The sequence below is a fragment of the Nicoletella semolina genome (genome assembly GCF_004345745.1).
Lineage (GTDB): Bacteria > Pseudomonadota > Gammaproteobacteria > Enterobacterales > Pasteurellaceae > Nicoletella > Nicoletella semolina.
In genome coordinates this window covers 670-21,214 of the sequence record NZ_SLXJ01000019.1, presented here as the reverse complement: position 1 = coordinate 21,214, position 20,545 = coordinate 670, and the positions used below count along the sequence as shown (strand labels likewise).

The following is a 20,545-nucleotide window of genomic DNA, read 5'->3' as shown; positions in this document are numbered from 1 at the left end:
TTACTCTATTAAATAATGCGTGAAAACTGCTGTCTTCTTGCTTGTTGTCTAGAATAAATATCAAAACACATACAAATGTTGCGAATCAGCAAACGCCCTTTTGGTGAAACCGTGATGGCAAAATCACTTAACAAGACTAAACCATCTTCAGCTAATGGCATCAATAACCTTAAATCTTCCGCAAAGTAGGTTTTAAATTCAATGTTGTAGAGCTGTTCTAAGCGGTCATATTCTAGCTTAAAATTGCAAATTAATGCTTTAATGACATCACGTCGAATACAATCATCTTTTGTCATACTCAAGCCTTTGTGTAAGGCAATGCCACGCATTTCAACTTCAGCGTAATAGTGTTTGAGTTCTTTGTGGTTTTGTGCATAGCTGTCGCCTAATAAGCTAATGGCAGAAACGCCCATTCCTAATAAGTCAGCATCTTCTTGTGTCGTATAGCCTTGGAAGTTTCGATGCAATTCCCCTTTCGATTGTGCAATAGCTAATTCATCACTTGGCTTTGCAAAATGATCCATACCGATAAATTTATAACCTGATTTTTCCAACATTTCGATGGTTTTTTGTAAAATACCCAACTTGGTTTCAGGCACTGGCAACATCTCATCTCTAATTTTAATTTGTGCGGCAAAACGACTAGGAAGATGAGCATAATTAAAGACACTCATTCTGTCGGGATTGAGTTCGACCACTTTTTCCAGTGTAAATAAAAAACTTTCCACTGTTTGTTTTGGCAATCCATAGATCAAGTCTATGTTTGTTGAAGTAAAACCTAATTGCTTTGCCCGTTGCATTAATGCGAAAATAAACTCTTCATCTTGCTCACGATTAACCAGTCTTTGCACCTCTTTGTTGAAATCTTGAATCCCCATACTCATTCGGTTAAAGCCAATTTCACGAAGGTGATCAAGCATATTTAACTCAATCTCACGAGGATCCATTTCAATGCTGATTTCTGCATCGTCATTGACATTAAAATGTTTACGCAACATTGCCATCAGACGCAAAGATTGTTCTTCATCAAGGTAAGTTGGTGTGCCACCGCCCCAATGAATTTGGGTAACTTGACGATTCTTAAATAATTCAGAACGATATTTAATCTCTTTTTCTAGGTAATCTAAATAAATATCCACTTTATGATGATGGCGTGTAATAATTTTGTTACACGCACAGAAATAGCAAAGTTTATGGCAAAACGGAATATGCACATAAAGCGACAGCGGCTTGTCAGGATATTTTGCCGCTGCCGCTTTAAAATCATCATTATTATAAGACTCGCTAAATTCTAACGCCGTTGGATAAGACGTATAACGAGGTCCAGATTGATTATATTTTTGGATAAGATGGTTATCCCAAATAATTTCTGACATCACTCACCTACTTAATCGGTCGCTAACTGTTGCTGATATTTTCCAATATCAACTAAAAGCCGTTGCAACTCTATTTTAATCTGATTATCTAGCTCTGCCTCTTTTGCTTGGCGGACTAGATCCAGCTTCATTCGCTCATTACGTTTTAAGTTTTTCCGTGCATCTAAAATTGGCATTGTTTCAACCAATTGATACAGTTCCCACATTGCTGCATAAGATTCTAAGCTCTTACCTACCACATTCAATAGCGGCTTTAAACGTAAAACACCTTCAGAAAAATCGCATTGCGTTGCAATCATCGCTCGAGTAATCACATCAATGCTTTCAATGACATTAAGATGACGCTCCTGCTGAGCCTGTTTTATCCGCTTCTTTTGCTGGTATAATTGCATAAATAACGAAACCATATAGCCAAACATTGCCAGCAGAATTAGCGTTGCAAGCACAATAAGAAAAAATTTAAACATAATATTGCAAATTACTTAAACTGATTAATATCAATGCGTTCAAATTGACGTAATAAATGATCCTCGTCTTCTTCTTCCGCCTCGATGCCCAATTCAACCATCAGTTCGTGAACCCGATCTAAACATTCGTCCACAAATGCTTGATCCCGTTTAGAAAGTGTTTTCCCTGCATCTAAATCATCAAGTAATTGATTGAGTGCTTCGTTATTTTCTAATTGTTCAAGTTCCAATTCTGGAGATAGACGAGGTGCCTCAATATTAGTTGGCACAATAGGTTTAATTACACGCCCTTTTTCTGGCTGATTAACAAACTCCACCATCAGAGGTACTTTTTTACGGCTGCCAAGTCTTGGATCGACGCTGCTTTTTATCGCCACTGTCTTATTATCTATTCCTTCGTTTGCTCGAGATCCCGATGGTAATCCTTTACGTTTACGTTTTTTCTTCTCTTCACGAGCTCGTAAATCAAGCTCATAGCGAGTGGGCTTACGCCCTTTGGACGAAGGGGCTATTGGTTTTTCAAAAGGCTTTTCCACCTTCCTCATTGGCATAATATCTGTGATACGGCGAGTTCTTTTTTTATGGCTCATAATCAATTCTTACCTAGCTGAAACGAGGCGAAATTGTACCACTAACTACACAGAATGAGAAATTGAGAATAAACAGAAGCTATTTTTTGGTGTTAATCGTGATTTGGCATTGTGGATAAGCAATCTTGCAGACAAACCTTTTTAGTTATTCTATTCTCGCCAAATTAATGTTGCCATTCGTCCTGTTTGCTTATCGCGGCGGTAAGAAAAAAAGCGTTGCTCATCACAATAGGTGCAGTAATCGCCCCCAGAAATCGCTTGAATACCGAGTTTAGATAAACGTTGTTGTGCCAGTTTGTAAAGATTGCCAAAAAACTTACCGCTTGTTGTTGGATCTGCGATGAATGCCGAGCTTGCCTGATTATCAAATGCACAAAATTGTTCCACGACTTCTTGCCCAACTTGAAATGCAGTCTCTCCAATGGCAGGTCCAAACCACGCTAAAATATCGGCTGATTCACAAGAAAATTGGCTTACTGTTGATTCTACTATCCCATCACATAAACCTCGCCAGCCTGCGTGAGCCGCAGCAACTTCTTTTCCATTTCGGCTACAAAATAAAACAGGCAAACAATCAGCGGTCATGACTAAACAGACTTGATTTGGCTTATCAGTATAAACCGCATCAGCATCAAGATTTTCACCCAAATAGGGTAAGCGAATTACCTTTGTGCTATGTACTTGGTTGAGATAAAGCGGAGACTGAGGCAATTTGGCAAAATCCTGCAATTTTTGACGGTTCACTCGCACAGCATTCGGATCATCGCCAACGTGTGAACCTAAATTGAGGCTATCAAATGGCACTTGGCTAACTCCGCCAACACGAGTAGTGCTGATTGCACGCACATTAGGTGGAGCTTGCCAAGTCGGTTGAATAAATTTCATCATTGCTTGGGTTCTCACTACGAACCTAACTATCTACGCACTGCAATGGCTTCAATCTCAATGCCAACATCTTTAGGCAAACGAGCCACTTCTACGCAAGATCGAGCAGGAAAACTGGAATGTTCATTTTCTTTAAAAAATGCCTCATATTCCGCATTCACGATGGAAAAATCATTTAAATCTTTGACAAATACAGTCGTTTTAACAATATCTGCAACATTTAATCCTGCTTGTTCAATAATGGCTTTAACGTTCTCTAAAGACTGGCGAGTTTGCAAACGAATATCTGTTGGAATTTCGCCTGTTTGTGGATTAACAGGAATTTGTCCTGAGGTTAGCACTAAATCGCATAAATCAACTGCCTGTACATAAGGTCCAATGGCTTGTGGTGCATTTTCAGTATGAATGACTTGTGGCATAATTTTTTCCTTCAACTTTTTGAACGATGAATTAAATGACATAAAAAAATAAAGGCTAAAGTTTGAAAGGTTTTTTGTCATTTGTAAATAGCTTATAATCAATCCTTCCTTTAAGGATAAAATTGGTTGCAAAAATTTTGTCCAAATTGACCGCTTGCGAGAACATTATGAGTATTACTGTTACTGAAATTATTTTACACCAATTCCAACATACTGACGCACAACCACCTAAGCTTAATACGCTCTTGCGTGAGAATGTATTGCCTATCAGCAATGATGTAGAACAGATGATGTTACAACTTCATCAAACCTACCAAGGCAAAGCCAAAGCCTATGGCGTTTTTCAAGAGCAGTCTATCTTTGCTCAACAACTGAACCGATTGTTGGAAAAAGAGAGTGATTTTCTGCCCTTTAGCCATAGTTGTGCCAAAATGCTGGCAAGCGAGCTAAGCAAGTATCCGTTTGCTACTGGCGGAACTTTCGTTCTCTGTCGTTATCAATTTTTGGCTACAGACTACCTGTTTATTGCGTTATTGGACAATCGAGCATCAATGCTCGTGAATGACGACTTAGAGGTGCAACGCACAGAATATCTTGATATTGCACAGTATGATATTGCTTGTCGGATTAATTTGACCGAATTGAATATGAATGCTCAATCAAACCGATATTTAACCTTTATTAAGGGGCGTGTTGGCAGAAAAATTGCAGATTTCTTTATGGATTTTTTAGGAGCAGAGGAGGGGTTCAATCCTCAATTACAAAACCAAACATTACTTCAAGCTGTCAGTGATTATTGTGAACAGGGTGAATTAGATAGCAATCAAACTCAAGCAGTGAAAAAACAAGTATTTGATTACTGCAAAGAGCAAATAAATAGCGGAGAAGAAATTACGCTAAATGCACTTTCTGCGACTCTTCCTGCCTTAAATGAACAAAATTTTTCGCAGTTTACACAGCAACAAGAATATGGGCTAGAAGAGAGTATCCCTCCCATTCGTAATACCTTAAAAACATTAACCAAATATTCAGGTTCAGGAAAAGGGGTGACGCTCAGTTTTGACGCTGAATTATTAGGCGAGCGAATTATTTGGGAGGAACTAAATGACCAATTAATCATCAAAGGACTACCTGCTAATCTGCGAGATCAGCTACTACGCAACAAGTAGGCTGAATAAATAATAGATTTCAGCACTCGCTTTCGGTATGATTGTATCAATTTTTAGATAAAGGTTATCTCAATGAAAATAAAATCTCTTGTGGCAATTTTGCTTCTTTCGCTTGGCATCACTGCCTGCTCTACGGTCAAAAAAGTGGTTTATCGTATTGATGTTCCACAAGGTAATTATTTAGAAAAAGAAAAAGTTGAGCAGCTTCAAATTGGAATGAATCAAGAACAGGTTATCTATCTGCTTGGTACGCCTGTACTTCGTAATACATTTGAATCCGACCGCTGGGACTACGTTTTTATCAAACGACACGGACACGAAGAGCCGATACAGCACACTTTGTTTGTTCACTTTGATAAGCAAGGTCTTGTAAGCAAAATCGATCTTGATAAACCTATTGAAAGTAAAGAATAACTGAATTAGTTACCAAACAAGCGGTGAGTTCATTGGCAAATTTTGCAAACTTTAGTCTTTTGCAAATTTTCATACAATATGCACCGCTTGCTTTTAATATTTCGATGACTTAATGCGTTCTGCTAAACTTTATTGTTACAATCTGCCGATGCAAAGCGGATTGGTTTTGCGTTGTCAAAAATTGACTAAGCGAAAAGGGTTTCTGCTTCATTTGTGTGAAAAGAACCAGCACGGCTGGGGAGAAATCGCTCCACTTCCAACATTCAGTAAAGAATCACTCGACATAGCTGAGCAGCAACTTCGTTCTTGGATTGCCAATTGGCTAAAAGGTCAAAATAACAGCAATAAGCTAGATGACTATGCTCCTTCCGTTGCATTCGGTATCAGTTGTGCGTTAGCAGAAGTCCACCAACAAATCGGAGAAATCGCAAACTATCAAACCGCTTCGTTATGTGATCTGACTTCCCCCTTGATAGCGCAAAAACTGACTGGGAACCTAGTCAAAATAAAAGTAGGCAGAGGATCGTCAAAAGAAGAGGGCAAAAAAATTAATGCTATTTTAGCTTCAACGCCTAATTTGACTTTGCGTTTAGATGCGAACCGTGCGTGGTCTAGAGAAGCGGCTGCTCAATTTGCTGAGCAAATCTCACTAAAATACAGAGAGAACATTCAATTTATTGAAGAGCCTTGCCAAACCCCGATATTATCGCAGCAATTTTCTGAACAGTTTAACTTTAATCTGGCGTGGGACGAGACGGTTCAAGAAAATCCATTTTTATTTCCGTACACACCTAAGCTAAAGGCAATCATCATCAAACCGACATTGATTGGCTCGCTGAAAAAATGCCTAAATTTAATGAAGCTGGCACAACAACGGGGGCTAATGACAATAATCAGCTCCAGTCTTGAATCCAGCTTTGCTTTGACACAACTGGCTCGAATTGCTCAACAATACGCCCCTAACACGATTTTAGGATTAGATACATTAAATCTTATGCAGCACCAACTCTTACGCCATTGGCATTGTTCTGATTTGCCCGTTGTTGATCTAACTAGCTCATTTATCTCACAAGTTCAACTGGATTAGTTATATAAGAATAAGTTGAAACCAGCATTAAATTTACCAACGGCTAATCTGGCAAAAATAGCGGACCTAGACGATTTTTGGGTAAATTAAATTTTTCTGGATAACTGACATCAACTAAATAAAGTCCCTCAGCCTTTGCCGTCGGAGCCGCAAGTTTCCGATCTTTTTGATCCAACAACCACTTTATCCATTCTACAGGTTGTTTACCTTGCCCAACTTCAATTAAGCTTCCCACAATATTACGCACCATATGATGAACAAATGCATTGGCTTGAATATCGACAATAATATAATCATTGTGGCGAGAAACGTGCAGACGATGAATATTCCGCCAAGGTGTGCGTGATTGACATTGTGCAGCACGAAACGCAGAAAAGTCATTCTCGCCTAATAAATATTGCCCTGCTTGGTGCATTATTTCGTGATCCAGCGAACAGTAATAGTGTGATACCCCTGAAGCTAAAATGGCTGGACGTAGTGGGTGGCTATAAATGATATAACGATAACGGCGAGCTGTCGCACTAAAACGTGCGTGAAAATCCTCATTGACTTCTACTGCCCATTTTACCGCAATATCAGGCGGCAATAGTGTATTTGTTCCCAAATACCAGCTTGAAATTGGACGGAGTGTGTTGGTTTCAAAATGCACAACCTGCCCTGTGCTATGTACACCAGCATCAGTTCGCCCTGCACAAAATAGCTCACAAGGCGAATTAGCAATTTTAGATAATGCCTCTTCTATTGCCTGCTGTACAGACGGCACGTTTTGTTGGCGTTGCCAGCCAGAATAACGGCTACCATCATATTCAATGCCGAGTGCTATTTTCATAACTTATTAATCAGCGAAAGAAATTCTTTACGAGTATCACGGTCTTGTAAAAATACCCCACCGAATGCGGAGGTAATCGTTTTACTATTCGTATCTTTTACACCACGGCATTTTACGCAAAAATGGGTTGCCTTGACATAAATTGCCACATCTTCAGTCTCTAAAATAGTCTGAAAAGCAGTTAAAATTTGCTCAGTGAAACGCTCTTGTACTTGGGGACGTTGGGCAAAAAATTGCACAATACGATTGATTTTTGACAATCCTATCACCCAATCTTTGGGGTAATATGCTACCGACACATTGCCATCAATGGTTACAAAATGATGTTCACAAGTGCTTGTCAGCGTAATTTCATCAACAAGTACCATCTCACTGACTTTCATCTGATTCTTAATTTTGGTGATTTTAGGAAAAGTTGAATAATCCAAACCACTAAAAATCTCATCAACATACATCTTCGCCAAACGATGAGGGGTTTCTTCTAAGCTATCATCTCGTAAATCAAGCCCTAACAACTCCAATACAGCACGCAAATGCTGCTGAATTTCTGCTCGGCGTGAATTTTTATCTTTCGACAATGTAACCGTCGGCGTTTCAATACCTTTTGCCAATAAAGCAGTCCGCACATTTTGTGCTTCAGGAGAAATAATACTCATTAAATATCCTCTAAAATTTTAAGCGACGGATTCTATCAAATTACCCTTAAAAACCCAATCCCTTTGAAAAAATAACCGATCGGAGTATATAAAATCGTGTAAAATCAGTAAATATTCTATCTATCAATGAATGAAAATGTATTATCAATTCAACTCAACACTGGTTCCGCTCTCAAAACAAAACTGGATTAAACAACTGTTATCGTGTAAAAATTTTGAACAATCTGACCGCTTGCTCGGCACATCAACAGGAAGGGGAACAACTTGGTTTTTAAATACAATGCCAGAATTGGGTGTCAATAGCGTGCTACGCCATTATTACCGTGGCGGTCTGTTTGGAAAGGTTGTCAAAGATCGTTATTTTTTCACAGGGTATGGCTCAACCAGAGCTATAAAGGAATTTGCATTGCTTTATCAATTACAAGAATGGCAAATGCCAACACCTCGCCCAATAGCCATACAAATTAAACGCCGCTTTTTCTGCTATCAAGCGGACATTTTGCTTGAAAAAATTGCAAATACTCAAGATTTAAGTCAATACCTACAGCAAAAAACACTATCAACCGCACAATGCCTTCAACTTGGAAAACTCATTCGGAAACTGCACGATCGCCAAGTTCACCACAGTGATCTAAATATTCACAATATTTTGCTCGACAATACAGGAAAATTTTGGCTGATTGATTTTGACAAATGTCAAATACAACGGGGTAGCAATTGGAAAGAACGAAATCTACACCGACTACAACGCTCTTTCCAAAAAGAAAAAAGTAGACTAAATATTCAATTTTCCCCCTCAGATTGGCAAAGCCTGCTTGAAGGGTATTTACAAAAATAATGAGATGGTCAGCATACGCAGTATGTTTATTAATTGATCCATTTGTGTGATTACTTACCTTCCTCTCATAGTTTGAAATTAAAAGCTGTTTGTAAAGGGATATAGCATTGCAAGCAGTGTGGCGAGTGTCCAAGCGGTTAGATTTTTGATATTTTTTGTAAGTAGTATCCACGCCAGTAGCCCTAGAATAAAAAATTGCATAGCAAAGAAAATAATATAAGCATTGATTGCCATTTCAGGCATTATTTGCAGGTGCTGATAAAGGACGATGATAGTCCAAACGTAATTCAAAATGATCGCAAATAATGCAGATAATGCTAATAGTTTTAAAAATCCTTCCAATCGGCTTTTTGCCAATACCAGATACCACCCTGCAAGCAAGATGCCTAAAAGAAGTTGGGCAAAGTTATTGGCTCGAATGCCATTGAATAGAGAAGGGAGTTCAAACCAATAAATAAGCAGATATTGAATAGTCCCAACTGAAGCAATCCCTAAACCACAATAGATGAAAATTCGAGCAAAATGTTCATCATCAGGCAATTTCCAGTAAAGCAGTGGAAGCAGAAGAGAGGCTGCACAAGCAAGGAGCATTGGCGAATGTTTTGGTGTGAAGCCAAGTGTATAGGCAAAATTACCTAAAGCGAAAAAACTGAGTAAAGGCAAAATAGCCAGTAGGCGATTGCGTTGCCCTAGGCAAATTTGTCCTTTTAACAAGACAATAAAAAGAATGATGCAGGTAATAAAAAATGCGAGTAAGTAGGGTGAAATAAAAATGGTGTTTGGTATGCTAGAAAAATGATTAAGAAACATTTCTGCAAACAGCATTAAGCTTAAAGGCAAAATAGAGTGGGTGGCGATTTCTAATTTTGATGGCGAGTGGTGATGTTCTAGCATAAGTATAATTCCCCAAATGATTTTAAGGCGAGATTATGCCATAATATGGCGTTATTTTTCTAATTGATGGAGAGGATTTATGCGAATTTTACACACTATGTTGCGAGTTGGAGATTTGGAGCGTTCTATTAAATTTTATACTGAAGTGTTGGGTATGCGTTTGTTACGCCAAAGAGAAAATGAGCAATATAAATATACGCTGGCATTTTTAGGCTATTCAGATGAAAGCGAGGGTGCCGTCCTTGAATTGACCTATAACTGGGGGGTGAAAGAGTATGAGCTTGGCACGGCTTATGGTCATATTGCATTAGGTGTTGATGATATTTACGCAACAGTTGAAGCAGTTAGGCAAGCTGGAGGCAAGGTAACTCGTGAAGCTGGACCTGTGTTGGGGGGTAAAACGGTGATCGCTTTTGTAGAAGATCCAGATGGCTATAAAATCGAATTTATTGAAAATAAAGACGCAAAGAAAGACTTAGGTTAATAATGGAAGATACATCGAAAGAAACAATTGACTATAACTTGATTAAACATCGCTTTCGAGGCTATTTACCTATTGTCATTGATATTGAAAGTGGCGGACTCAATGCGAATACAGATGCCTTGCTCGAGATTGCTGCTATAAGTCTGAAGATGGACGAGAGTGGTTATTTATGTATTGATCAAGCATATCACCGCCATATTCAGCCGTTTGAGGGAGCAAATATCAATCCTGACTCGTTAAAGGTAAATCGAATTGATATTCATAATCCAGCACGAGGGGCTGTGCCTGAGGCGTTAGCGGTGAGTGAGTTGTTTAAGTGGGTTCGTCCTTTATTAAAACAAAGCGGCTGCCATCGAGCGGTAATTGTGGCACATAATGCCACTTTTGATCAGGCATTTCTACACGCTGCCATAAAACGAACTGGTGTCAAGCGAGATCCTTTTCACCCTTTTGCAATGCTAGATACCGCTACACTGGCGGGCTTTATGTATGGACAAACGGTATTGGTTAAAGCGTGTCAGCTTGCGAATATTCCGTTTGATAGTAAGCAGGCACATTCTGCTTTATATGACACAAAATGTACGGCGGAATTATTTTGTACAATGGTCAATCGTTTGAAAAATTTAGGTGGATTTCCACCGCTTGTAGAGAAAATAACGCAATGACACGCATTAACGTTGTGTCAGTGAGTGAACTTACGGAGTCTGCATTAGCGATTAATCGTCAATGAATTGAAGAGTGTATACCCAAGAAACCTCGGTTTACACCACACCAATCTTAATCAAATTATCTGCAATCTTTTTATTAGAGAGGGAAAGCAAAAACTGATTTTTTGCTTTCATTCCCCCCTTATTCACTATATGATTGCAGATTGTTTTGTAATGTATGAATTCTACGCATATAAGCTGAATGTTTATTCAGATTTTTTTGCATTTTCTCAACAATAGCTAAAGGGAAAACAAAAATAAATGGAAAAGTTAGATCAAAAACCAATTATTGAATTGCGTGCTATAACCAAAAGTTATGGTGAAAAGACAATTATTGATAACTTAGATCTCACCATTAATGATGGTGAGTTTTTAACCATTCTTGGGCCGTCAGGTTGCGGTAAAACGACTGTGTTACGCCTAATTGCAGGTTTTGAAGAATTAACTAATGGTTCAATTCTTCTTGATGGACAAGAAGTATCGGAAACACCTGCTGAACAACGCCCTGTTAATACGGTGTTCCAAAGCTATGCACTTTTCCCACATATGACCATTTTTGATAACGTTGCATTTGGTATGCGTATGCAAAAAGTGCCTGAATCAGAGATTAAGCCTCGAGTAATGGAAGCATTACGAATGGTACGTTTGGAGGAAATGGCAAGTCGTAAGCCTTCGCAGCTTTCTGGAGGGCAGCAACAGCGTATTGCGATTGCTCGAGCGGTCGTGAATAAACCTAAAGTATTATTATTAGATGAATCACTTTCCGCATTGGATTATAAATTGCGTAAAGAGATGCAACACGAATTAAAACAGCTTCAGCGTCAGTTGGGCATTACATTTATTTTTGTTACGCACGATCAAGAAGAAGCATTAACAATGTCAGATCGTATTATTGTGATGAATGCGGGTAATATTGAGCAAGATGGTTCGCCTCGTGAAATTTACGAAGAGCCAAAAAATTTATTTGTTGCACGTTTTATTGGTGAGATCAATGTGTTTGATGCGACTGTGGTTGAACGTGTTACTGAAAAAACGGTAAAAGCGAATGTGGAAGGACGTATTTGTGAAATTTATACAGATTTAGCGGTACAACCAAATCAAAAGCTGAAAGTGTTGCTGCGTCCAGAAGATATTTTGATTGAAGAACTTGATGAAAATGAAAGTGCTAAGGCAGTGATTGGACATATTGTGGATAGAACTTATAAGGGAATGACCCTAGAATCCAACGTTGTGTTAGATCACAATAAAATGAATGTGCTGGTAAGCGAGTTCTTTAATGAAGATGATCCTCATATGGATCACTCAGTTGGACAAAAAGTGGCTTTAACTTGGCATGAAGGCTGGGAGGTTGTTCTCAACGATGAAAATGACAAATAATAAATTCCAAACTATTACCATCGCGGTTATCTTTGGTTGGCTGATTTTCTTTGTATTAATTCCAAATCTGCTCGTGTTTCTCACAAGTTTTATGACCAAAGACAGCAGTGATTTAATTGAATTTACTTTTTCATTCGACAGCTATAAGCGTTTATTTGATCCACTTTACTCTCATGTATTGTGGAACTCGTTATATATGTCAGGGATCGCAACATTTATTTGTTTAATTGTTGGTTATCCTTTTGCGTTTATGATTGCCAAGCTACCTACTAAATACCGCCCATTCTTGCTTTTTTTGGTGGTTTTACCATTTTGGACAAACTCTTTAATTCGCATCTATGGAATGAAAATTTTCCTAGGCGTGAAAGGTGTTTTGAATACGACATTACTTTCATTAGGAATGATTGATCAGCCTATGCGTATTTTGAATACGGAAGTGGCGGTAGTGATTGGATTGGTTTATCTACTTTTGCCTTTTATGATTTTGCCATTGTACTCATCAATTGAAAAAATTGATGGTCGTTTATTAGAAGCGGCTAAAGATCTTGGGGCTAATGCCTTCCAGCGTTTTATTAAGATTATTATTCCATTAACAATGCCAGGCATTGTAGCAGGTTGTTTGCTTGTTCTTTTACCTGCGATGGGAATGTTCTACGTTGCGGATTTATTGGGTGGGGCAAAAGTCTTATTGGTTGGTAACATCATTAAGAGTGAATTTTTAATTACACGCAACTGGCCGTTTGGCTCTGCGATTAGTATTGCACTTACTATTTTGATGGCGTTAATGCTCTATATTTATTACCGTGCAAACAAGTTAATGAATAAAAAGGTGGAATTAGAATAATGAAACGTATATTTAAAAGTTCCTTTATGCTTGTAGTGTATGCTTATTTATACATTCCAATTATTATTTTAGTCATTAATTCGTTTAATTCCGATCGCTATGGACTTACTTGGAAAGGATTTAGTTGGAACTGGTATGAACGCCTACTTGCAAATGACACGTTGATTAGTGCGGCATTAAATTCAGTTACTATTGCATTTGTTTCCGCAACTTTTGCAACAATTATTGGGGCATTGACCGCTATTGCATTATATCGTTATCGTTTTCGTGGTAAGCAATTCGTCGGCGGAATGTTATTTATTGTAATGATGTCGCCTGATATTGTAATGGCGGTTTCGTTGTTGGCATTATTTATGTTGGTGGGGGTATCACTTGGCTTTTGGTCGCTACTTTTTGCTCATATTACATTCTGTTTGCCGTATGTGGTAATTACCGTTTCATCACGTCTCAATGATTTTGATTCAAAAATGCTTGAGGCAGCTAAAGATCTTGGTGCAAGTGAATTCACTATCTTACGCAAAATCCTGTTGCCATTGCTCTTACCTGCAATTATTTCAGGTTGGTTATTAAGTTTTACTATCTCATTAGATGATGTTGTCGTTTCCTCTTTTGTTACTAGTGCAAACTATGAGGTGCTACCGCTGAAAATCTTCTCATTGGTGAAGACAGGTGTAACGCCTGAGGTGAACGCATTGGCTACTATCTTGATCATTTTTTCCATCAGTTTAGTCATTTTAAGCCAACTAGTACTACGGAAAAAGGATTAATCTCTAAGTATGAAATAACCTACCAAATGGTAGGTTATTTTTTTGATCAAAATTTTGCAAAATATTCACCAAAACGAACCGCTTATAAAATTAAATTTTTACTTTATGTCCATAACTTTCAATAATCGCTTTAATCCGATCTAAATCTTCTTTAGGCGGCGGTAAGAGCCCCTCCAATTCGTATTTATAGCCAAGCGTCTTCCACTTATGTGCACCTAAACGATGATAAGGAAGTAGCTCGACCTGCTCAATATTGCTCATACCCTCAATAAATTTACCTAGTCTATGGGCCGAATCATCATCATCGGTATAAGTTGGCACAACGACATAACGAATCCAAGTTCGTTTATCCAATTTTTGTAGATAACGTGCAAAATCCAGCGTACGTTTATTAGATACCCCTATCAAATCTTGATGAATTTTATCATTCAGCTGCTTCAAATCGAGCATAACAAGATCCGTTACTTCTAGCATTTCATCAACAACAGGCGTATAAGTACGCACAAAACCATTAGTATCAAGACAAGTATGAATTCCCTGTGCCTTACACGCTCGAAACCAATCTCGGACAAACTCCATTTGCAACACAGCCTCACCGCCAGAAGCAGTAACCCCTCCTCCTGTTGCTCGCATAAAATGCTTATAAGTCGTTACCTCTTTCATCAGCTCTTCCACACTAATTTCCTTACCGCCTTGCAAATCCCAAGTATCACGATTGTGGCAATATTTACAACGCATCAAACAGCCTTGTAAAAAAAGAATAAAACGAATCCCAGGACCATCAACCGTACCGCAAGATTCATAAGAATGGTAGCGAGCAAGCACTGACATTATTTCTCCCTTAAGTAATTCTCTATCTAATCTGTTTATGCTTTCAGCAAAAAAGCCGCCCCTAATTAAAACATTTTATGCCAACTAAAGCATCTCATTTCAAACGTTTTTTGCTCATTTTTCCAACTGTAAATGAAGGGGGAAATTGGAAATTGATTTTAAATTTAGAATTTAGTATGATCGTCTACGTTTGTATTTTAAATCTAGACAAAGAGGAGCTGTAGAATATGCAATCAAGCAATCAAGCAATCAAGCAATCAAGCAATCAAGCAATCAAGCAATCAAGCAATCAAGCAAAATGATAACACGTTAGTTTTTTGCTTTGCAACTCGCACTATTCATCATTACCATGCCGACGGTTTAATTTTTCTCAAACGCCCTCTATACGCCCTTTCTAAACCGACACTTAGTATCTCTCCTTGTGCATTGATGACACTGGGAGGTGGGTATGAATAAAATATTCAAAGTCATCTTCAACCAATCCACCCAAACTTGGACTGTGGTCTCAGAGCTTGCCAAATCTGCCACCAAAGTCAAATCACAAAGCTTATCTGCCCCAGTCGTATCTCAAACGACTAACGCCTCAAATAGCCATCTAAGCAAATACGGCAAACTCTCTATCATCAGTGTCTTAGCACTTTCTAGCTTATATGCTGATGTGGCATGGGGAGCGTTGAATGTAAAAGGAGCAGGAGGAGGTAATGGCGATGGTGTGGCATGGGGGACAAATAGTAGAGCAGATGCAGACCGTACAATTGCCTTAGGCTTTGCTGCTGAGGCACAGCAGACAGGCAGTATCGCTATTGGTGGGGATACAAGGGCAACAGGTAACCAATCAATAGCCATTGGTGGGAGTGCCCAAGCAAATGCTGGTGCTGTCGCTTTGGGGAATAATGCCAAGGCCTTGCATAATAACACTGTCGCAGTAGGTGCAAGTGCAGAAGCCAAGAATGGCGAAGCCGCCGTTGCCGTGGGGAATAATGCCCAAGCCTTTGCAACTCGTGCCGCCGCTTTGGGGGCGGGGGCACAGGCTTTAGGTGCGTCTAGCACGGCGATAGGACATAATGCCAAAGCACAACGTGAAAGTGCCACGGCTGTCGGCAGACAGGCTCAGGCTACACAAGAAGCTTCTGCATTGGGTTATAACGCAAAAGCGACTGCTCAAAACTCGCTTGCGTTAGGCAGTAACACTCAAGCCACTGGAGCAAATAGCGTAGCAATTGGTAACAAAGCCGAGACTCAGAATGCTACAGCAGTAGCTGTCGGGTATTTGGCTAAAGCTCTTGCCGACAGAGCCATTGCTATTGGTGGAAAGGGTGCAAAAAGCACTGAAGCTGCAAAAGAAGACAGCATCGCCATCGGATCGAACGCCAAAGCAAACACCAAGTACTCCATCGTATTTGGTGCAGGGGCTTTAAGTGCAAAAGGCATAACAACTCAGGACGGAGAAGGCTCCGTGATCATAGGTTATAAAGCTCAGGAAGTACAAAGCCAAATTGGCGGCTATGGCTTGGGTAAAAATAATGTCCTGATTGGTCGTGAGGCTTATGCCATGGGTGATACCGTCGTGGGGATTGGTTATCGAGCGAGTGCCTTTGCCCAAGGGTCTGTTGCAATTGGTCATCAAGCTCAAGCACTCGGATCTGGCCCATCTAGTAATGGTTCTGGTCCTTGGGGCAGCGATATCGCAATTGGAAACAAGGCTGCCAGTTATAACCAAAACGCCATTGCGTTAGGTAGTGGAGCCAAAGCAGGGGTTGAATGGAATCATAATAGAGGAAATCAAACTACTGACGGTACTGCTGCATTTCAGGGACTAGGCGTTATCGCCATCGGTGCGAATGCAAGAGCTATCTTAGGCGGTGCTATTGCGATTGGGCGTGATGCACAAAACCTGAGTACAGGAAACAGCATCGCCTTTGGAACAAGTGCCAAAACCTATACAGGATATTCTATTGCGATAGGCGATAATGCACAGGCAGGTACTGCAGGTACAGAAAATAAACAAAACAAATCAAAAGATGACAAACAATCCTCAGTCGCTACCGCAGTAGGCTATAAAGCAAAAGCCACCAAAGCCTATGCGTCTGCCTTTGGCGGGCAGGCAGAGGCCTTAGGGAAATACAGCATTGCCATTGGTCATGGCTCAAAAGCCAATGCTGACGGAGCGATTGTGATTGGACACACGGCTCAAGCCAGTCAAGCCGACGCCATCGCACTGGGATCAGGATCTGTGGCTGACCGTCAAGCCTTCGCAAAGAACAGTGTAAGTGCTGTGCCTAATTCTAATGGTACTGCCGCCCAAAATAAAGTTTATGCCCCTACTGATGCAGCTTCCGCTGAGAACACCGCCATTACCAATACGGCTAAATCCACAAGAGGAGCCGTCTCGGTGGGTAAATCATCGGGCAACGGAGCGTTTACTCGCCAAATCACCAACGTCGCCGCAGGTTCAGCAGATTCTGATGCAGCCAATATCGCTCAATTAAAAGCCGTTGCCAAACTTGCCCAGCAAAGTGGTGGTTATGAGATTACGGTAAAAGATGATAATAATACCAGCATTACCATTAACAAAAACAACGCAACCCTGACCATCAAAGGCGGCACAACTGTTACTAATAGCAAAAATATTACTGTCACCAAAGCAGCTAATGGCAACACACTAGAGATAAAACTGGCAGAGCAATTAAGTGGCTTGACTAGTATTACTACTCAAACTCTGATTTCAACTGGCGACGCTACCTTTCATCAAGGAATAATTCTTGGTAGCCAAGGACCAAAGATTACAAATGATAATGATGCCATCAAAATAATGGCTAAAAATGGTCAAGACACAGCCAAAATCACTCATTTAGCGGACGGTGATTTAACCGATAATAGTACAGACGCAGTAACAGGTAAACAATTGCATCAGGTAAAACAAACCGCCGATGCTGCACTAAGTAGCCTTGATATTTTAGATGACAACAGCGGTAAAATTAGCCTTGATAAGCAGAATAAGCAGTTAAAGCTCATAGGTAAACAGGACGTGGCTAACAATAACCACAAAAATCTTAAGGTAACTAAACAAGGTACTGATACCTTAGCATTTGAGTTAAATCAAGAACTCAAAGGCTTAACTGGTATTACCACTAACACTCTGACGGTTAGTCAGCAAGCGACATTTAAGAACGGCTTGACAGTTGAGAGTGGTAAAACGACGTTAGCCAAACTAGAGGTACAAGATAATGCCACCTTTAAAAATCAGGCAGAATTTCAACAGGGTTTAAAGGTAACTGGCATGCTCAATGCTGACAAACTTACGGTAACCGATTCATCTACCATCAGTAACCTAACCGCTACAATACTCAATTCAACCACTGCGACGATTGATACTCTGACTGCCAAAAATACTATTACTGCCCAGCAAGGTGTAAATTTAAATGGCGGCTCAGGCGAGATTCAAGCAAATGAAAATAAAGCTGTGTCTGGCGATAAGGTGCATAAATTTGTGACCGAGCAGGTAAATAGTGCTGGCTTTAAGATTGAAGAAAAGGGTGTACAAAAAGCGAATATTACCAGTGGCAAAGTAGTGAACTTTGTTGATGGCGATCTGACTACCGTTTCTGTGACTGACAATCAGGGTAAAACTGAAGTTAAATACAGCGTAGTAACGCAAGAAATTGGTTCGGACAACCAAGGTAATGCTCAGTTGCAGGGAGGGCAAACTGGTAGCAAGGGAGTGGCAAAATCAAGTGAGGTTATTGCTGCGATTAACAACTCTGGCTTTTTCCTACAAGTCAATGATGGTAACGCACAGCGAATTAAAAATGCAGAAACTGTTACCTTAAAACAAGGCGAGAATATTGAGGTGAAAACGACAGCAGACAAGCAGATTACGATTAGTCTTAATAAAACCTTAAAAGGCTTAGACAGCATTCATACCAAAGGGCTTAAGGCAACGGGTTTTGCACAGCTTGACAGTGTCGTTGCCAATACAGTACTGGTCAGACATGGGGCGACGTTTCAAGGGATTGCACGATTTAATAATCAAGCCATCTTTAGCCGTAATGCTCAATTTAATCGAGATATTGATGTACGAGGTACGGTCAGTGCCAATACCGCCAAAATTGCCAATCTGGAGACCACCCAAGCAACAATAAGTAAGCTGACTGCACAACTTGCAGAAATTCAGGCAAAACTGACCGCTAAAGAGCTTGAAGTTACTGATAACGCCACAGTCAAGCAAACCCTAACCGTTGAAGGCAGCACTGAACTCAAAGACAACGCAACGATGCACAAGAATCTCATCGTCAAGGGGCAAACCGACCTAAAAGGTTTAAGTGCTGACAGTGCCACTTTTAACGACAATATAAGGGCACAGAAAAACCTAACGATCGGTGAACAATTAACGGTCACAGGCAAAACTGAACTAAAAGACGAGGTAACCGCCAAAAAAGGCTTAACCGTCGAGGGCGAAACGACCTTTAAAGGCAAGGTAATCTTTGATGATGAGGTGGTCATTAACAAAGTAGTGCAAGATACCACAACAGCCAATGCTAATATCACTGAAAAACTCACTACCAAAAACTTTGAAGCCAGTGGTGAGGCGACCTTTAAAGACCATGTGGATTTGCAGGCAGGGGCGATAGTAGATGGCGAACTAAATGTTGATGATGTGGTGGCAACAGGCACGATTAATGCTAACGGCATAGAAGCTGCCGCCGCTGAGATTACCCAGCTGACAGTCAATGAAAAAATCGAGGCCAAAAAAGGCATCGATTTAGGCACAGGCTCAGGTGAAATCAAAGACAATGAGAAAAAAGCCGTCTCAGGTGAGGTGGTGGCTAAGACAATTGATAACCTTAAAAACACTGGCTTTAAAATCAAAGTATCCGATAAAGAACATACAGTAAAACTGGGTGAGACCGTTGAATTTAAAGCAGGCAATGAGTTGACTGTTGAACAAAAAGACGGGGTGATAACCTATGGTTTAACCAAGCAAATCAAAGAGGCGATTGAAGCTGCCCAAAAACTCACCAATTCAGGCGTTGTGGGCGGCAACAATAAAGATCAAACAGGCAAAGAAGTTGAAGGTGCGACCGCCAATGGCAAAGGCTCACAAGCCACAGGCAAAGACAGCACAGCGACAGGAACCAATGCTCAAGCGACAGCTGACGGAGCAACGGCAAGTGGTGCAGGCTCACAAGCGACAGGCGAACAGTCCACCGCTACAGGACAAAACGCCCAAGCCACAGGCAATAATGCCACCGCAAGCGGTGCTAATTCCAAAGCGACAGCTGACGGAGCAACGGCAAATGGTGCAGGTTCACAGGCGACAGGCACACAATCTACGGCAAATGGTGCTGGTGCCAAAGCTACTAAATCAAATAGCACAGCCACAGGTGCTGATGCTAAAGCCTTAGGTGATAACAGTACCGCTAATGGTCAAGGTGCAATTGCTTCAGGCAATGACAGTACTGCCACAGGACAAAATGCTCAAGCGACAGCTGACGGAGCAACGGCAAGTGGTGCAGGCTCACAAGCGACAGGCGAACAGTCCACCGCTACAGGACAAAACGCCCAAGCCACAGGCAATAATGCCACCGCAAGCGGTGCTAATTCCAAAGCGACAGCTGACGGAGCAACCGCAAGCGGTGCAGGCTCACAAGCGACAGGCGAACAGTCTACCGCTACAGGACAAAATGCCCAAGCCACAGGCAATAATGCCACCGCAAGCGGTGCTAATTCCAAAGCGACAGCTGATGGAGCAACGGCAAGTGGTGCAGGCTCACAAGCGACAGGCGAACAGTCCACCGCTACAGGACAAAATGCTCAAGCCACAGGCAATAATGCCACCGCAAGCGGTGCTAATTCCAAAGCGACAGCTGATGGAGCAACGGCAAGTGGTGCAGGCTCACAAGCGACAGGC

The 20,545-nt window shown here is 40.6% G+C and carries 19 protein-coding genes; 10 read left to right on the top strand and 9 right to left on the bottom strand.

Annotation, left to right across the window (positions count from 1 at the left end):
* Positions 1–8: 8 nt before the first annotated feature.
* The 5 genes from hemN to EV693_RS09305 form a co-directional block, all read right to left on the bottom strand.
* Entirely contained in the window at positions 9–1,376 is a 1,368-nt protein-coding gene (gene hemN / locus EV693_RS09325; protein ID WP_132502096.1) for an oxygen-independent coproporphyrinogen III oxidase, read from the bottom strand.
* Between the two features lie 11 nt (positions 1,377–1,387).
* Complete coding sequence (locus EV693_RS09320; RefSeq protein WP_132502095.1) at positions 1,388–1,843, bottom strand: DUF2489 domain-containing protein; 456 nt, start codon at positions 1,841–1,843, stop codon at positions 1,388–1,390.
* 11 nt (positions 1,844–1,854) lie between these two features.
* Positions 1,855–2,433, bottom strand: a complete 579-nt coding sequence (gene yihI / locus EV693_RS09315; protein WP_132502094.1) for a Der GTPase-activating protein YihI — start codon at positions 2,431–2,433, stop codon at positions 1,855–1,857.
* A gap of 150 nt (positions 2,434–2,583) precedes the next feature.
* The gene (gene pgeF / locus EV693_RS09310) at positions 2,584–3,318 is read right to left on the bottom strand and encodes a peptidoglycan editing factor PgeF (RefSeq protein WP_132502102.1); all 735 of its coding nucleotides are present in this window, start codon (positions 3,316–3,318) and stop codon (positions 2,584–2,586) included.
* A 29-nt stretch (positions 3,319–3,347) separates the two neighbouring features.
* Entirely contained in the window at positions 3,348–3,737 is a 390-nt protein-coding gene (locus EV693_RS09305; protein WP_132502093.1) for a RidA family protein, read from the bottom strand.
* 167 nt (positions 3,738–3,904) lie between these two features.
* On the opposite strand from EV693_RS09305, the gene yejK reads away from it, so the two are divergent.
* The 3 genes from yejK to menC all read left to right on the top strand — a co-directional run bounded on the left by yejK (position 3,905) and on the right by menC (position 6,407).
* On the top strand, positions 3,905–4,906 hold the full coding sequence (yejK, locus tag EV693_RS09300) for a nucleoid-associated protein YejK (protein ID WP_132502092.1): 1,002 nt from the start codon (positions 3,905–3,907) through the stop codon (positions 4,904–4,906).
* 72 nt (positions 4,907–4,978) lie between these two features.
* Positions 4,979–5,320, top strand: a complete 342-nt coding sequence (gene bamE, locus EV693_RS09295; RefSeq protein ID WP_132502091.1) for an outer membrane protein assembly factor BamE — start codon at positions 4,979–4,981, stop codon at positions 5,318–5,320.
* Positions 5,321–5,432: 112 nt separating this feature from the next.
* Positions 5,433–6,407, top strand: a complete 975-nt coding sequence (gene menC / locus EV693_RS09290; RefSeq protein WP_132502090.1) for an o-succinylbenzoate synthase — start codon at positions 5,433–5,435, stop codon at positions 6,405–6,407.
* 43 nt (positions 6,408–6,450) lie between these two features.
* Here the strand turns inward: menC and truA are convergent, their stop codons facing one another.
* Both truA and folE read right to left on the bottom strand, forming a co-directional pair.
* Positions 6,451–7,236 carry a tRNA pseudouridine(38-40) synthase TruA gene (truA, locus tag EV693_RS09285; protein ID WP_132502089.1) on the bottom strand — a complete coding sequence of 262 codons (786 nt, stop codon included), beginning with the start codon at positions 7,234–7,236 and terminating at the stop codon, positions 6,451–6,453.
* Positions 7,233–7,892, bottom strand: a complete 660-nt coding sequence (gene folE / locus EV693_RS09280) for a GTP cyclohydrolase I FolE (RefSeq protein ID WP_132502088.1) — start codon at positions 7,890–7,892, stop codon at positions 7,233–7,235. Before folE ends, truA begins: the two co-directional genes overlap by 4 nt.
* A 136-nt stretch (positions 7,893–8,028) precedes the next feature.
* Between folE and EV693_RS09275 the strand changes: the two genes are divergently transcribed.
* Positions 8,029–8,730 (top strand): 3-deoxy-D-manno-octulosonic acid kinase, encoded by a 702-nt coding sequence (locus EV693_RS09275; protein ID WP_132502087.1) that lies wholly within the window; start codon positions 8,029–8,031, stop codon positions 8,728–8,730.
* 78 nt (positions 8,731–8,808) lie between these two features.
* Here the strand turns inward: EV693_RS09275 and EV693_RS09270 are convergent, their stop codons facing one another.
* Positions 8,809–9,624, bottom strand: a complete 816-nt coding sequence (locus EV693_RS09270) for a hypothetical protein (RefSeq protein ID WP_132502086.1) — start codon at positions 9,622–9,624, stop codon at positions 8,809–8,811.
* 79 nt (positions 9,625–9,703) lie between these two features.
* On the opposite strand from EV693_RS09270, the gene gloA reads away from it, so the two are divergent.
* The 5 genes from gloA to potC all read left to right on the top strand — a co-directional run bounded on the left by gloA (position 9,704) and on the right by potC (position 13,803).
* Positions 9,704–10,108: a lactoylglutathione lyase gene (gene gloA, locus EV693_RS09265; protein WP_132502085.1), complete on the top strand. Its 405-nt coding sequence runs from the start codon at positions 9,704–9,706 to the stop codon at positions 10,106–10,108.
* A gap of 2 nt (positions 10,109–10,110) precedes the next feature.
* Positions 10,111–10,773 (top strand): ribonuclease T, encoded by a 663-nt coding sequence (rnt, locus tag EV693_RS09260; protein WP_132502084.1) that lies wholly within the window; start codon positions 10,111–10,113, stop codon positions 10,771–10,773.
* 303 nt (positions 10,774–11,076) lie between these two features.
* Positions 11,077–12,192 carry a spermidine/putrescine ABC transporter ATP-binding protein PotA gene (gene potA, locus EV693_RS09255; RefSeq protein ID WP_132502083.1) on the top strand — a complete coding sequence of 372 codons (1,116 nt, stop codon included), beginning with the start codon at positions 11,077–11,079 and terminating at the stop codon, positions 12,190–12,192.
* Complete coding sequence (gene potB, locus EV693_RS09250) at positions 12,176–13,036, top strand: spermidine/putrescine ABC transporter permease PotB (protein WP_132502082.1); 861 nt, start codon at positions 12,176–12,178, stop codon at positions 13,034–13,036. Before potA ends, potB begins: the two co-directional genes overlap by 17 nt.
* Positions 13,036–13,803, top strand: a complete 768-nt coding sequence (gene potC, locus EV693_RS09245) for a spermidine/putrescine ABC transporter permease PotC (RefSeq protein ID WP_132502081.1) — start codon at positions 13,036–13,038, stop codon at positions 13,801–13,803. The genes potB and potC overlap by 1 nt, the downstream gene beginning before the upstream one ends.
* Before the next feature lie 90 nt (positions 13,804–13,893).
* On the opposite strand, the gene pflA is transcribed toward potC, so the two are convergent.
* The gene (gene pflA, locus EV693_RS09240) at positions 13,894–14,634 is read right to left on the bottom strand and encodes a pyruvate formate lyase 1-activating protein (protein ID WP_132502080.1); all 741 of its coding nucleotides are present in this window, start codon (positions 14,632–14,634) and stop codon (positions 13,894–13,896) included.
* A gap of 448 nt (positions 14,635–15,082) precedes the next feature.
* On the opposite strand from pflA, the gene EV693_RS09235 reads away from it, so the two are divergent.
* On the top strand, positions 15,083–20,545 hold a 5,463-nt coding region (locus EV693_RS09235; protein ID WP_132502079.1), incomplete at its 3' end, for an ESPR-type extended signal peptide-containing protein.

What these genes read in the sequence shown, in the direction of transcription:
- hemN (WP_132502096.1), bottom strand. Translation starts at nt 1,376, where the DNA reads ATGTCAGAAATTATTTGGGATAACCATCTTATCCAAAAATATAATCAA.
- EV693_RS09320 (WP_132502095.1), bottom strand. Translation starts at nt 1,843, where the DNA reads ATGTTTAAATTTTTTCTTATTGTGCTTGCAACGCTAATTCTGCTGGCA.
- yihI (WP_132502094.1), bottom strand. Translation starts at nt 2,433, where the DNA reads ATGAGCCATAAAAAAAGAACTCGCCGTATCACAGATATTATGCCAATG.
- pgeF (WP_132502102.1), bottom strand. Translation starts at nt 3,318, where the DNA reads ATGAAATTTATTCAACCGACTTGGCAAGCTCCACCTAATGTGCGTGCA.
- EV693_RS09305 (WP_132502093.1), bottom strand. Translation starts at nt 3,737, where the DNA reads ATGCCACAAGTCATTCATACTGAAAATGCACCACAAGCCATTGGACCT.
- yejK (WP_132502092.1), top strand. Translation starts at nt 3,905, where the DNA reads ATGAGTATTACTGTTACTGAAATTATTTTACACCAATTCCAACATACT.
- bamE (WP_132502091.1), top strand. Translation starts at nt 4,979, where the DNA reads ATGAAAATAAAATCTCTTGTGGCAATTTTGCTTCTTTCGCTTGGCATC.
- menC (WP_132502090.1), top strand. Translation starts at nt 5,433, where the DNA reads ATGCGTTCTGCTAAACTTTATTGTTACAATCTGCCGATGCAAAGCGGA.
- truA (WP_132502089.1), bottom strand. Translation starts at nt 7,236, where the DNA reads ATGAAAATAGCACTCGGCATTGAATATGATGGTAGCCGTTATTCTGGC.
- folE (WP_132502088.1), bottom strand. Translation starts at nt 7,892, where the DNA reads ATGAGTATTATTTCTCCTGAAGCACAAAATGTGCGGACTGCTTTATTG.
- EV693_RS09275 (WP_132502087.1), top strand. Translation starts at nt 8,029, where the DNA reads ATGTATTATCAATTCAACTCAACACTGGTTCCGCTCTCAAAACAAAAC.
- EV693_RS09270 (WP_132502086.1), bottom strand. Translation starts at nt 9,624, where the DNA reads ATGCTAGAACATCACCACTCGCCATCAAAATTAGAAATCGCCACCCAC.
- gloA (WP_132502085.1), top strand. Translation starts at nt 9,704, where the DNA reads ATGCGAATTTTACACACTATGTTGCGAGTTGGAGATTTGGAGCGTTCT.
- rnt (WP_132502084.1), top strand. Translation starts at nt 10,111, where the DNA reads ATGGAAGATACATCGAAAGAAACAATTGACTATAACTTGATTAAACAT.
- potA (WP_132502083.1), top strand. Translation starts at nt 11,077, where the DNA reads ATGGAAAAGTTAGATCAAAAACCAATTATTGAATTGCGTGCTATAACC.
- potB (WP_132502082.1), top strand. Translation starts at nt 12,176, where the DNA reads ATGAAAATGACAAATAATAAATTCCAAACTATTACCATCGCGGTTATC.
- potC (WP_132502081.1), top strand. Translation starts at nt 13,036, where the DNA reads ATGAAACGTATATTTAAAAGTTCCTTTATGCTTGTAGTGTATGCTTAT.
- pflA (WP_132502080.1), bottom strand. Translation starts at nt 14,634, where the DNA reads ATGTCAGTGCTTGCTCGCTACCATTCTTATGAATCTTGCGGTACGGTT.